Raw genomic sequence first — 12852 nt, 5'->3', positions numbered from 1 at the left:
GGATTTCTCAGTCGAAGCGCAGCGCATGCATGGGATCGACCTGCGCCGCTCGGCGCGCGGGCAGATAGCCTGCCGTGAGGGCGACGAGAGTGAGCAGGACGACCGCGGCCGCGAACACCACGGGATCGTGCCCTTCGAGCTTGTAGAGCTGCGACTGCGCGGCACGGCCGAGTGCAAAGGCGGCGGCAATGCCGACCACGGAACCCACGAGCGTCATCGCTCCGACTTGTCGCATGACGAGCGCACGCACGCGGCCGCCGTCGGCACCGAGCGCCATGCGCACGCCGATCTCGCGGGTCCGCTGCGCGACGGAGTAGGCGAGCACGCCGTACAGGCCCACCGCCGCCAGCAGCGTGGCGAGCACCGCGAATGCGGAGGCCATGATGCTGATCAGACGGTCCAGGAACACGTTCTCGCGAATCTGCTGCGGCATCGTCTTCAGATCTTCCACCGGCACCGTGGGATCGATGCGCTTCATGATCGCGCTGATGCTCTTCAGGAGCTGCTCCGGTGGGATCGTGCCGTTCACGTAGAAGTAGAGGCCACTCACTGAGCCCCGCTGGCGCCAGGGTGTGTAGAACACCGGCGGGACGTCGTCTTTCACCTGTGCATACTTGGCATCCTTCACGAGGCCGACGATCTGCAGGTCGAGCGAGTCTTCGCCCTCCGACATGAACTTGCCGATGGGATTCGTGCCGAGATTGAACTTCTTCGCGAAGGCTTCGTTGATGAGCACCACCTTGCTGCTGCCGAGGCGATCGCTCTCGGTGAACTCGCGGCCGGCCAACAGCTGCATGCCAATCGTTTTCAGGTAGGCAGCGCCGATGGCATTGAAGCGCGAGTTGGCGTCGATGTCGGGGCCATGTGCGAAGCCCTGCACGCGCACATCGTTGCCCCAGTTGTTGCCGGCCAGCAGCGGCACCAGCGATGACGTGACGCCGGTGGCACCGGGGATCGCCGCCAACTCCTGCTCCACCCGCTCGTACAGCACGGCCGCGCGTGTGCTGTCGTAGCCACTGCGCATCGGGGTGATGGAGAAGGTCGCAACGTGGTCGACATTGAGCCCGAGATCGGCCCTACTCACGTTCACGAGGCTCTTGAGAAAGAGACCGGCCGAGATCAGCAAGGCCATGGAGAGCGAGATCTGCGCGGTCACGAGCGCGGTACGGAAGCGCGAGGCCGCGCGGCCGCCGGCAATTTGTCCGGCGCCGGCGCGGATCACCGTGATGAGATCCGAGCGCGTGCTGTGCAGCGCCGGGAAGAGTCCGAAGAGAAGGCCGGTGCTGATCGCCGTGGCCGCCGCGAAGATCACCATCGACGGCTGCAACGAGAGGTTGATCGTGGTCGATGCTTCCGGCGGCATCAAGGATCCGATGGCGCGCAGCGTCCAGACGGCGACCAGCAGGCTGACCACGCCACCGAGCAGCGCGAGCACCAGCGATTCGGTGAGAAGCTGGACCAGCAATTGTCGCCGCGTGGCTCCCAAGGCGAGCCGCACGCCCATCTCCGTGGCGCGCGTGGCACCACGGGCCAGCAGGAGGTTCGCGATGTTGGCGCAGGCGATCAGTAGCACCGTCACGGTGATCGCGAAGAGCATGTACAGCGGCGTCTTCGCTTCGCGGTGAATGCTGCTCTGCCCGCGAGCGCCCGGCGTGAGCAGCAGCGACTTGGCCTTGAAGAGCTTCATGGTGGCGTCGCTCATGCTTTCCTGTAGCGGCGCCTCGACGTCGGCGAGGATCGGCTTGTAGGTGGTGTTGAGCTGCGAGCTGGCCTGTTCGATCGACACGCCCGGCTTGAGGCGCCCGAACACGTACACCCAATAGCTCCGGCGATTGTCGAAGGCCGGGCGCCACGTCGTGATGGCCGCCCGCATGCTGATCGGCGCATAGAGCGCCGGCTGCGCCCCCAGCGTCGTGCCGCGAAAGCCGGCGGGGGCCACGCCGACCACGGTCAGCGACTTACCATTGACGAGAATGGTCTGGCCAAGGATCGCCCGGTCTCCGCCGTAGTGTTCCTGCCAGAAGTCATAGCTGAGGACGGTCACGAAATTGGCGCCGATCACGGCGTCGTCGGCCGGCTGCAGCAGGCGTCCGATGGCCGGTGCAACGCCGAGCACTCCAAAGTAGGAGCCGGAGACGAACATCCCCTGCCCCGTCATCGCTTCATTTTTGATGGAGAGATTCGCCCCGAACAGCACGTGCGCGGCGAAGCCGCTGAACGGAGTTTGCTTCAGCTCCAGATCACGGAACATCGGGTAGCTGACGACCTCCTCGCAGTCGCCCGCCTGCCCGCAATTGGTCGATCCCGGCTTCGGACCCGGGGCCGACAAATTCACGAGCTGCGCCGGTTCATTGACAGGCAGCGCGCGAAGCAGCATTTGATCAAAGAGCGAAAAAATGGCCGCATTCGCGCCGATCCCCAGTGCCAAGGAGGCGATGGCGATCGACGTGACGAAGGGCGTCTTGCGCAGCATGCGCAAGGCGAGCGTGAGGGGACTCATGGCAGGCACTCGGTAAGCGATTCGGCGACGGAGCATCGGCGCCTCGTTGGATAGACATCGGCACCGGCAATACGGTTTGAATCGTTCTTCCCCTTCTCGCGAAGCCCGATCTCATGAGTGCGCACCACGCCAGCGGCACCCTGTTCACCGATAACGCCGGCTTGGCGTACGGCCCACGCGACGCGTGTGGTGTGGGCTTCATCGCACGCCAAAGCGGCGAGCGCACCCATGAAGTGGTGACCATCGCGCTCGAGGCCTCGGCGCGGCTCGCGCGTCGCGGTGCGTCGTCCGCCGACAGCTCGGCCGCGCTGGCCGCAATCTCCGCGGGGATGTCGAACGGCGTGGCGTATCTGTTCGACGAAGCCGACACATTCGCGAGCCGCTTGAATCACGAGATGGTGCTCTTGGCCGATCTCGATCACGACGACACTGAACTGCTATCGCGTCTGCTGCAGCTGCATCAGCAGCGCACGAACAGTGCCCGGGCGCGTTGGCTGCTGGATGGCTGGGATCAGCAGCTGCCGCGGTGGCGCAAGGTGAAGCCGCGCGGCAGCGCGAAATCCGCGGCGGGTGGGCGGAGCGCCTGGATAGGCTGCTGGCGAAGCCGCTGGAGGGGGCGCGCTAGGGCTGCGGCTGTTCGTGGTTGGACCATGGTGAACGAACAGCCTGACCGCGAATTCGCGCGAATCTTCGCCGATGGGATCGGTGTGCCGAGCGGTGTCGTCGAGCAACATCAAAGTCGGACCTTTGCTCTTTGCCTTCATCCGCGGGCATTCGCGTCAATCCGCGGTGAAGCGGTTTGTTGTTGAGTGACTGTAGGAGAACAGCTTGTCCGTAGTTGCGCACCAATCTCCGCGGGTGCACCGAACGCGCTCGACTACCGGAGCATCGCAGCGATCCGCTCTCGGATCATCGGGCTTGGATCGTCCTGCAGCTTGAGCAACATGGCGTCGGCCCCCTCCGGGTGGCCGCGTCGCAGCGCCTCGATGGCGGCGATGCGCAACTCGGTCCCTTCGAAGCTGTTTACGGCGGTTTCACAGACTTGCTGCAGGCGGTGGCGCGCGCGGGGCGTTTGCAGATGGCCGAGGGCGGCCACGATCTCCATCTGATACTCGATCGCCTGTTCCTCGTTCAACACGCCAACCAGCCGGTCCGGCAGCGGCTCGCCATCGGGAGCGGCGAACACGATCGAGAGGGCGCGCGTGCGCACGTCGACGGACTGGTCGAAGAGCACCGATTCGAGACGGGCGAGCGCGATCGGTCCGCCGATCTGACCGAGTGACACCACGGCAGCCATACGAACGCGATAGTCGGCGTGGCGCAGCGCTTGTCCGATCGCGCTGATCGCCGACTGCGCTCGCGTTTCGCCCAGCAGGCAGACGGCGTTCCGAACCACATACCAGACGTCGTGTGTGAGATACTCCTTCGCCACGTCCGGGGTCGCGGCGAGCGACGCCATCGCGTCATACAGCATGCGACGGTCACCCACATCGATGGCCGCGATCAGCTGGAGGAAGGTGGCGCGGGCTCCGGCGGGGCCGGCGCGCTGCAGCAGGGCGATCACCTCGTCGGAAGGCACCTTCGTATCCAGAAGCTGCTCGACCACCGTCTGCAGCACCATTGGCGTGGCGGCCCTCGCGAAGTGCGTCGGAAGCGAGAGCTCCCCAAGCTCGCGGCAGAGGCTTACGCCATCGCCGCGCGCCATCGCCAGCTCGATGCGGCTGAAACGGGCTTCGACTTCCGCCGGTATCCCCGAAGGCGCCGAGGTGGAAGGCGGCGCCACGGGCCCCGCCCCTGGCCCCGCCACTGGCTGCGACAACGGGCGGGCGGCGGCGGCTATCGGGGCCGACGGGACGCGCACGAACTCTCCGGTGTGGGCCGAGAGAAAGCGGATGTTCCAGATCGACATTGCGTCCGCCGTCTCCATCAGCTGCACCGCATCGCCTCGCTGCTCTCCGATCAGCAGGCCGGCGAGCTTCAGGAACTCCGCGTCGGTCATCGTGGTCGCCAACTCAATGGCGTCGAGTCCGTGCAGCTCGAGCGCCTTCCCCATGGCCACCACGCCCTCGGGCACCCCCGGATCGGTGGCACGCGTCAACTGCCGCCGATCGAGCACCACCCGACCGACACGGGCCAGCGCACAGAGCCGCGCGACGCTGGACAGCACCTCAGGCATGGGGGCACGCTCCCGCAGCTGCACCATAAGCATGGCGAGGGCGGCGGCGTAGACGAATTCGATGGGCAGAGGAGCTCCGGACAGGCAGGGGAAGACACTTAAAGGTCGTCTCCTAGGCGGCTGGGCTCAAGCTTGACATTGGCGTGTCGGATCCTTCATCGATCGGCACGCCCCGACCGAGACGCGCTGAGGGGTGTCACACAGCCCCGCTCGACTATTTTCCAGTCATGACCACCATCGCCCAAGCCGACTTCATCCAGTCCATCGCGGACGCGCTGCAGCACATCTCGTATTTCCATCCGCTCGACTACATCCACGCGTTGGGCGACGCCTACGAGAAGGAACGTAGCCCGGCCGCCAAGGATGCGATCGCGCAGATCCTGACCAACTCGCGCATGTGCGCCGAGGGACATCGTCCCATCTGCCAGGATACCGGCATTGTGGTGGTGTTTCTCAAGGTCGGCATGAACGTGAGGTGGGACGCGACGATGTCGGTGCAGGACATGGTGAACGAAGGGGTGCGACGCGCCTACCTCCAGTCCGACAACGTGCTGCGGGCGTCGATCGTGGCCGACCCGGCGTTCACGCGCAAGAACACGCGCGACAACACGCCGGCCATCGTGCACTACGAGATCGTGCCGGGTGACACCGTCGAGGTGAAGCTGGCGGCGAAGGGCGGCGGCTCGGAGAACAAGTCGAAATTTGCCATGCTGAATCCGAGCGACTCGATCGTGGACTGGGTCATGAAGACGGTACCGCTCATGGGTGCCGGCTGGTGTCCGCCGGGCATGCTCGGCATCGGCATCGGCGGTACCGCCGAAAAGGCGATGCTCATGGCAAAGGAATCGCTCATGGAGCATATCGACATGACGCAGCTCAAGGCGCGCGGCCCACAGAACAAGATCGAAGAGCTGCGCATCGAGTTGTGCGACAAGATCAACGCGTTGGGTATCGGTGCGCAGGGACTCGGTGGCCTATCCACTGTGCTCGACGTCAAGATCTTCGATTGCCCCACGCACGCCGCCTCGAAGCCGATCGCGATGATCCCCAACTGCGCGGCTACGCGGCACGCGCATTTCACGCTCAACGGCAGCGGCGCCGTGACGCTGCCGGTGCCGAGTCTCTCCGACTGGCCAGACGTCACATGGCGTCCCGATGTGAACGCGAAGCAGGTGAACCTCGACACGCTCACCCCCGAGATCGTGGCCACCTGGACGGCCGGCGATCGCCTGCTGCTCAGCGGCAAGCTGCTGACCGGTCGCGACGCCGCGCACAAGCGCATCGCCGATCTGTTCGAAAAGGGCGAAGGGCTGCCCGAGGGCGTCGACTTCACCAATCGCGTGATCTACTACGTGGGCCCGGTGGATCCCGTGCGCGATGAAGCGGTGGGTCCGGCCGGCCCGACGACGGCCACGCGCATGGACAACTTTACCGAGATGATGCTGGCCCGGACGGGGCTGATCTCGATGATCGGCAAGGCCGAGCGCGGTCCGGTTGGCCTCGAAGCAATTCGCAAGCACAAGGCGGCGTATCTGATGGCGGTGGGTGGCGCCGCGTATCTCGTGTCCAAGGCAATCCGCGCGTCACGCGTGGTGGCGTTCGAAGACCTCGGCATGGAGGCGATCTACGAGTTCGAGGTAGAGAACATGCCGGTCACGGTGGCGGTCGACGCCGCGGGCAGCAACGTGCATGAGACAGGACCGCGCGAATGGCAGGAAAAGATCCGGCATCTGCCGATTTTGGCCGGGTAAGGCACACGGGGGCGGTCGAACCGGATCGCCCCCTGTTTTTTGCGGCGGAACCGGTATGTTCGGGCCATGCCCTCCATTGCCCGGACACTCGTCGCGTTGCTGACCGTGGTCGCGCCCAGCGTTGCCATCGCTCAGGCGTCGCTCGCCCGCCCCCCGCTCACCATCGAGCGGATCACGTCGGGACCGCCGCTGGCGGGTGCGGCCCCGTCATCGCCCTTGTGGTCGCCCGACTCGAGGGCGGTGGCCTTTCTGTGGAGTGATGCGGCGCACCCCGATCGCTCGCTCTGGTCGGTAGATCGCGCGGGCACGGTGCCGCGCCGCCTCCTGCCGGCGAACCTTACCGCCCGCGTGAGCGAGTTCACGTGGACGCCCGACGGACGCGCGATCGTGTTCGTGCAGGGGGACTCGCTCTGGCGCTTCACGATGGCGACCGGCGTACGCACGCTGCTGCCGAGCGGCCGTGGTGAGGTGAGCGAGCTCGCGATCTCGCCGAACGGCGCGACGGTATCGTTTCTTCGCGACGGCGACCTGTGGCTGCTTCCGCTGAGCGGTGCAGCGCCCACACGCGCCACGAGTGTAGCGATCGCGCCGATCGGCCAGATCCCGCTCGGCACGTACTACGGGCGCGACGTCGAGATCGGCGGCGCTACGTGGAGCGGACCGTCGCCGGCGTATGCCTGGTCCCCCGATTCGCGCACGATTGCCATGCACTACGTGGATCGACGTGGCGTGCCGCGCTTCAGCATGCCGTATTACCTCGGCGACTCGGTGCCGATGAACACGCTGCGACGTGGCGCGCCCGGTCAGGCCAACGAAGTGCGGAAGGTCGCGCTGTACGAGGTGGCCACACGGGCGCTGCGCATGGTGGAGCTGCCCGACTCCAGCCGCACCCGCATCGTCAACTTCGCCTGGTCGGCGACCGGCACGCTGATGATCGACCGCGAGAGCGACGATGCGATCGACCGCACGATTCATGTGCTGACTACCGCTGCGCCGGCCCCACGGCTCGCGTGGCAGGACCACCGGGAGACGCGCGTGTACAACGACATCGCGTCGGCGTGGAGCGCCGATGGCCGGAGCATCGTGCTCACTGGCGACTTGGATGACCGGTATCGACTGTATCGCGTCGTGCCGGGTGATGCCGCCCCGGTAGCGCTCACGTCGGGGCCGCACGATGTGGCTGGTGCCGGCATTCCCCGCGCAGCAACGCGGAGTGTCGACTACGTGAGTTCAGCCCCGCGCCCGTCGGAGCGTCACGTGTTCCGCGTGAGTGCCGGGGGCGGTCCATCGCGACAACTCACGACGCGCGCAGGCACGCACACACCGTTTGTGTCGCCCGACGGCAGCACGATCGCGCTGCTGTCGTCGAGTGACCTACAGCCCACCGAGCTCTATCTGTTGGATGTGCGGCCCGGCGCCATCGAGCGTCGCATCACGACGTCCACGACCGCGGAGTTCGCGCGCGTTCCGTGGATCGCCCCGCAGTACCTGCGCATCAAGAACGGCAGTGACACGGTGCCGCTGCACATTCGCGTATTCTATCCGCCGAACATCGACTCCGCGAAGCACTACCCGGTGCTCTTCGGCCCAGCGTACTCGAATACCGTGCGCAACCGCTGGGGTGGCATGAATGGCATGCTGCAACAGTATCTCGCGCTCGAGAAGGGCTACATCGTGGTGCAGGTCGACGTGCGCGGCAGCACCGGTTACGGTCGCGAATTCCGCGAGAAGTTTCTGATGGATTGGGGCGGTGGCGACCTCGACGATCTCGAGAGCGCCGTGACGTACATGAAGTCCCTGCGCTTCGTCGATGCTTCACGTTTCGGCATTTGGGGCAGCAGCTACGGCGGGACGCTCACCGTGTACTCGCTGCTCAAGAAGCCGGGATTGTTTCAAGCGGGCGTGGCCGGCGCGGCGGCAACGGATCCGTATCTGTTCGGCAGCGACGATGTCGCGATCGTGCGCCGTCCGCAGTCGCACCCGGCAACGTTTACGCGCGGTGCCTTGCAGTATGCCGGCAATCTGCGCGATCATCTGCTGCTCATTCACGGCATGCAGGACGACGTGGTGCCGTTCTCATCGGCCGTCGCCCTTGCCGAAGAGTTCATGAAGCGCGGCAAGGATTTCGACTTCGCGTTCGCGCCCGCGGCGACGCACGGCTGGACACAGCGCCCGTACTACGCCACGTACCTCCTGCGAAAGCTGGTGGCACACTTCGATCGTTACCTCGGCCCAGGCCCACGCTGATGCGAATCCCATGTATTGCCGCCGCGCTTGCGCTCTCCTTGACGGCAACGTCGCGAGTAGCGCAAGCGCAGGAACCGTTTGCGTGGCGCGACTCGCTCGTGTTTCACACGTTCTCCATCGCGGCCATCGACCCGCGCACCGGTGAAGTGGGCGTGGCGGTCACCACACGCGTACCGTGCGTGGGCAATGGCGTTCCGTGGGTGCGCAAAGGCGTGGGTGCGGTGGCGACGCAGGCCAGCACGCGCACGGAGTACGGCAACGAGTTGCTCGACGCCCTGGCCCGCGGTGAGTCGCCGGAGGCGGCACTCAAGCGCGCGCTGGCCGCCGACAGTGGATTTCAGCAACGGCAGGTGGCGGTGATCTCGGTGGACGGGCGATCGGCGCAGCACACCGGTTCCGGTCCCAACGCGTGGGCGGGACATCGCGCGGGCAAGAACTACGTGACGCAGGGAAACATTCTCGTAGGGCCCGAAGTGATCGAGGCCGTCGCCAAGAGCTTCGAAGCGAGCGAAGGCAAACCGTATCATCTGGCCGACCGACTCATCACCGCGCTCAACGCCGGCTTCGTGCTCGGCGGTGACAAGCGCCACGGACTGCGCACGTCGGCGGCCGTGGTGGTGGCCGACGCGCGCCCGGGCATGTCACGACGCAGCGATGGTCAGACCGCGAACATCAATGTCTGCGAAAACGCTGATCCGCTGGGCGAGCTGCGGCGCATCTACGATGCGGTGTCGCAGACGTTGGGCTATCGCACACTCGAGCAGTTCTCCGGCGGCGACGTGTATCAGCTCAAGGTGATGCTCAACGCCCTCGGTTTTTACAAGCGCGGTGAAACGATCGCGGCGCGCGGCGTCGACGTGAATCTGTTCACGGCCGAGACGGTGGCGGCGGTGGATGCGTTCCGTGCGAGCGAAAAGATGGGCACGCCCGCCGTGGGAGGATCACCGGCTGGCTTGGTTGACGACGAGACGGTTGCGCGATTGTGGGCAGCACTGGAGCGAGCGGGCAAAGCCGCGGCCGTGCGTCAGCAGTTGTTGGATGGGACGATGATCCGTCGGTAAAACCGGCGGCCTCCCATAGCGCGAGCTGGCCCGCTTACGGCCACGCCCGCATGGCGGTGCACACCACCTGGCGCAGCGCGTCGGTATTGGCCCCGCCGCGCGCTTGCACGCTCAAGCCCGACATGACCGTGCTTACGTAGGCGGCGAGCGCGTGCGGGTCCGGATCAGGGGGCAGTTGCCCTTCACTCACCGCGCGACGAAAGCGCGTCTCCATGGCGTCCGCCGAGCCGTGCAACGCGGTGCTGATCGCACACTGTATAGCGGCGGGTACGTGCGAGGCGTTGCAGTTCGACGTGCTCGCCACGATCATGCAGCCGGTGGGTCTCTCGGTGCACGTGTAGGCGTCCACCAGCGACGTCAAGAAGTCGTGCACCGCCCGCTTCACGTCGGGCTCGGCGTGCAGCCGCTCCAGCCGATCGGTTCCGAACGTCGTCGCGTAGCGCTCCAGCGCCGCGAGATACAGGGCCTCCTTATTGCCGTACGCCGCGTACAGGCTCGGCTTGCTGACGCCCACCGCCTCCGCCAAATCCTGCATCGAGGCCGCGTCGAACCCGTCGCGCCAGAAGACCGTGAGTACACGGTCCAGCGCGTCCTCTGTATCGAACTGCCGGGGTCTACCGCGAACCATCGTGAGCGATGGGGTGGAGGTTGCGAATTCCGTACCGATAGGTAATATAACTACCGATCGGTAAATATATGCGTCGCGGATCGGTCCGGGTGTCGCCACGCATTGCTGCCTCCCGGCGGGATTCTCGACATGTTGTTTGAACCATACGCCCTGCGCGGCCTTTCGCTCAAGAACCGGTTGGTCATGGCTCCCATGACGCGCAACCGGGCCACGGCTGCGCACGTGCCGACGCCGATCATGGCCACATATTACGCCGAGCGCGCCGACATTGGGCTGCTGATTACCGAAGGGACCTCGCCGGCGCCGGATGGTCTGGGCTACGCGCGCATTCCCGGACTGTACTCCGATGAGCAGGTGGCGGCCTGGAAGCCGATAACTGAGGCGGTGCACGCCAAGGGCGGCAAGATCTTCGCGCAGCTGATGCATACCGGCCGGGCGTCCAGCGCGCTCAACCTACCGGCCGGCGCCCGCGTGGTGGGCCCAATGGCAGTGGCGCTGCCTGAGCCGGTGTACACTGACGCGGAAGGATTGCAGCCGGCCACTGTGCCGCATGCGCTGACCGAGGAGGATGTGCGCGCGGTGGTGGCCGAGTACGCGCACAGCGCAACGCGCGCCATCGAGGCGGGCTTCGATGGCATTGAACTGCACGCCGCCAACGGCTACCTGATCGAGCAGTTCCTGAACGGCAATCACAACCATCGCACCGACTCGTACGGCGGCAGCGCCGAGGGGCGCAACCGTTTTGCACTTGAGGTGGCGGCGGCTACCGTCGCGGCGATCGGCGCCGACCGTGTCGGTATTCGTCTGTCGCCGTATGGCGCGTTCAACAACATGGGTGCCTTCGATGGCATCGACGAGCAGATCGTCGCGCTCGTGCAGGGACTGAGCGACCTCGGACTGGTGTATCTCCATCTCGTCGATCACGCGTCAATGGGATCGCCGAACGCCCCGGATTCATTGCGGGCACAGCTTCGCGCGTCGTTCAAGGGCGCATTCATTGCGTCGGGTGGATTCGATCGGGCGAAGGCCGAGGCGATCCTCGCGTCGAACGAGGCGGATCTGGTCGCGTTTGGACGCAGTGCCCTCGCGAACCCCGACCTGGTGGCGCGCTTGCAGCATGATGCGCCGCTGAACGCCCCCGACTTCGCCACGTTCTACACGCCGGGCGACAAGGGCTACACCGATTACCCGGTGCTTTCGGCCTAAGTCTTCGCTTGGTCGCGCACCAACGCACGCTTGCGTCGGGTGGTGATGCCAATCGCCAGCAGGCCCGTCGCAAGCAGCGCGTAGGTGCCAGGCTCAGGCACAGTCGTCTGCGCGAGTGTCAGATTGTCGACGGTCGGCCAGAGAACTTCCGTATCCGACGGTTGAACCGCGCTGACCGTGAACGACGTGATGGCGGAGCGCTGTGATACGACACCGAAGAAGCTACTGGTACTCGGCGCGATGAGAGTTGTGGACTGTGCGCCCATGGCGTCGACATATGTGACCAGAATATTTCCGCTCTGGAACGCGCCGGCGATGTTGGAGCCGAAGAAGTTGCCGCCGACGGCCCCTACGCCGCCGATAAAGCTTCCGAAGGTGATCGCGTCGGTGGCCGTGTTCGTGGAGAGCCACGGATTGGCCACGGTCCCCGCGCCGAAGAAGTCTCCGCCGTTGGTCACGAACGCGGTGTAACGGTACGGGCCGGCCGTGCGCACAATGGGGGACGGCGTTGAGCTGCTCGTGTTGAAGCCCGTGAACGTATCGACACCGGCGTTTGTCACAGCGGCCAGGAACGTGGCCTGATTCGTGTAGACAACAAACTGTGCGCGAGCGACTACGGGGGTGCTGAGTGTGACGGCAAACGCCACGGCAGAGAGGTGATGCCAATTCATACATGCTCCTTCGTCGGAGAGATGATTCGCCAGCGCGGTTCGGCTCGACGCACGGCCGACCGCACGTGACGCGAGACGCATGTTTCGTGCTCGCGCTCGCTGTGCGCTCAGGTATGTGAGTCGCCACGCACATGAGCTCGACATTGACGGTTTGCCGGCAACACCCTTCATCATCAATCGGTTCGACGAGGAGCGCATGCTGATTGCCACTCCGGTGCTCGAGACGCCCCGTTCGCTGATCGACATCCATGTCGGAGAGCGCGTGGCCGTTGGCGCCGTCTTGTTCGACATCGTCCGGGATCATTGCCTGTCTGTTGGCATTCACCCGGGGGTTGTGATGCGTTGTGAACGCTGCACCAGTCGCAGCGTGATGCTGCAGCGCGACGACGGCATGCGCATCGAGCTGGATCGCGTGTACGCGGCCTTTGTCGAAGTTCAGCCACTGCATTGAGCGCGAGAGCGCGCGCGAACGGACCACCTGCTCTCGAGTCCGCTGGCGATGGCACCTCGTCCCCCGCTCGTACCGCATCGTCCCACCTCGTCGAGGAAGTCGCGATCTGCGCCGTCGGACGGCTCGCCACAGCCCATCGTGCGAGCTATCCTATTCGCTGA

10 protein-coding genes are annotated in these 12852 nt (G+C 65.6%); 6 read left to right on the top strand and 4 right to left on the bottom strand.

Annotated features, from left to right (window positions below; genetic code table 11):
• Positions 1-7 precede the first annotated feature (7 nt).
• Positions 8-2500: an ABC transporter permease gene (locus RMP10_RS15585; protein WP_310571116.1), complete on the bottom strand. Its 2493-nt coding sequence runs from the start codon at positions 2498-2500 to the stop codon at positions 8-10.
• A gap of 113 nt (positions 2501-2613) precedes the next feature.
• On the opposite strand from RMP10_RS15585, the gene RMP10_RS15580 reads away from it, so the two are divergent.
• Positions 2614-3309 carry a hypothetical protein gene (locus RMP10_RS15580; RefSeq protein WP_310571115.1) on the top strand — a complete coding sequence of 232 codons (696 nt, stop codon included), beginning with the start codon at positions 2614-2616 and terminating at the stop codon, positions 3307-3309.
• Between the two features lie 68 nt (positions 3310-3377).
• On the opposite strand, the gene RMP10_RS15575 is transcribed toward RMP10_RS15580, so the two are convergent.
• On the bottom strand, positions 3378-4676 hold the full coding sequence (locus tag RMP10_RS15575; RefSeq protein ID WP_310571114.1) for a HEAT repeat domain-containing protein: 1299 nt from the start codon (positions 4674-4676) through the stop codon (positions 3378-3380).
• 227 nt (positions 4677-4903) lie between these two features.
• On the opposite strand from RMP10_RS15575, the gene RMP10_RS15570 reads away from it, so the two are divergent.
• From RMP10_RS15570 to RMP10_RS15560, 3 genes are all read left to right on the top strand, one after another.
• Positions 4904-6427, top strand: a complete 1524-nt coding sequence (locus tag RMP10_RS15570) for a fumarate hydratase (RefSeq protein ID WP_310571113.1) — start codon at positions 4904-4906, stop codon at positions 6425-6427.
• 66 nt (positions 6428-6493) lie between these two features.
• Positions 6494-8674, top strand: coding sequence for a prolyl oligopeptidase family serine peptidase (locus RMP10_RS15565; RefSeq protein ID WP_310571112.1), 2181 nt, complete (start codon positions 6494-6496; stop codon positions 8672-8674).
• Positions 8674-9735: a DUF1028 domain-containing protein gene (locus tag RMP10_RS15560; RefSeq protein WP_310571111.1), complete on the top strand. Its 1062-nt coding sequence runs from the start codon at positions 8674-8676 to the stop codon at positions 9733-9735. The genes RMP10_RS15565 and RMP10_RS15560 overlap by 1 nt, the downstream gene beginning before the upstream one ends.
• 34 nt (positions 9736-9769) lie before the next feature.
• Here RMP10_RS15560 and RMP10_RS15555 read toward each other — a convergent pair whose 3' ends face one another.
• A complete protein-coding gene (locus RMP10_RS15555; protein WP_310571110.1) occupies positions 9770-10363 on the bottom strand; it encodes a TetR/AcrR family transcriptional regulator in 594 nt (197 codons plus the stop codon).
• 129 nt (positions 10364-10492) lie between these two features.
• On the opposite strand from RMP10_RS15555, the gene RMP10_RS15550 reads away from it, so the two are divergent.
• Positions 10493-11569 (top strand): alkene reductase, encoded by a 1077-nt coding sequence (locus tag RMP10_RS15550; RefSeq protein ID WP_310571109.1) that lies wholly within the window; start codon positions 10493-10495, stop codon positions 11567-11569.
• On the opposite strand, the gene RMP10_RS15545 is transcribed toward RMP10_RS15550, so the two are convergent.
• On the bottom strand, positions 11566-12240 hold the full coding sequence (locus RMP10_RS15545; protein WP_310571108.1) for a PEP-CTERM sorting domain-containing protein: 675 nt from the start codon (positions 12238-12240) through the stop codon (positions 11566-11568). The two genes, RMP10_RS15550 and RMP10_RS15545, sit on opposite strands and share 4 nt — an antisense overlap.
• Positions 12241-12355: 115 nt before the next feature.
• Between RMP10_RS15545 and RMP10_RS15540 the strand changes: the two genes are divergently transcribed.
• Positions 12356-12691, top strand: coding sequence for a hypothetical protein (locus RMP10_RS15540; protein ID WP_309673328.1), 336 nt, complete (start codon positions 12356-12358; stop codon positions 12689-12691).
• Positions 12692-12852: the final 161 nt, after the last annotated feature.

The organism is Gemmatimonas sp., from assembly GCF_031426495.1.
In the GTDB taxonomy this organism is placed as follows: domain Bacteria; phylum Gemmatimonadota; class Gemmatimonadetes; order Gemmatimonadales; family Gemmatimonadaceae; genus Gemmatimonas.
Note: the sequence above shows the minus strand (reverse complement) of the source record. Positions and strands in the feature narration are given on the sequence as shown.

Coding starts and splice junctions, on each gene's coding strand:
- RMP10_RS15585 (WP_310571116.1), bottom strand. CDS start 2,500: ATGAGTCCCCTCACGCTCGCCTTGCGCATGCTGCGCAAGACGCCCTTC.
- RMP10_RS15580 (WP_310571115.1), top strand. CDS start 2,614: ATGAGTGCGCACCACGCCAGCGGCACCCTGTTCACCGATAACGCCGGC.
- RMP10_RS15575 (WP_310571114.1), bottom strand. CDS start 4,676: ATGCCTGAGGTGCTGTCCAGCGTCGCGCGGCTCTGTGCGCTGGCCCGT.
- RMP10_RS15570 (WP_310571113.1), top strand. CDS start 4,904: ATGACCACCATCGCCCAAGCCGACTTCATCCAGTCCATCGCGGACGCG.
- RMP10_RS15565 (WP_310571112.1), top strand. CDS start 6,494: ATGCCCTCCATTGCCCGGACACTCGTCGCGTTGCTGACCGTGGTCGCG.
- RMP10_RS15560 (WP_310571111.1), top strand. CDS start 8,674: ATGCGAATCCCATGTATTGCCGCCGCGCTTGCGCTCTCCTTGACGGCA.
- RMP10_RS15555 (WP_310571110.1), bottom strand. CDS start 10,363: ATGGTTCGCGGTAGACCCCGGCAGTTCGATACAGAGGACGCGCTGGAC.
- RMP10_RS15550 (WP_310571109.1), top strand. CDS start 10,493: ATGTTGTTTGAACCATACGCCCTGCGCGGCCTTTCGCTCAAGAACCGG.
- RMP10_RS15545 (WP_310571108.1), bottom strand. CDS start 12,240: ATGAATTGGCATCACCTCTCTGCCGTGGCGTTTGCCGTCACACTCAGC.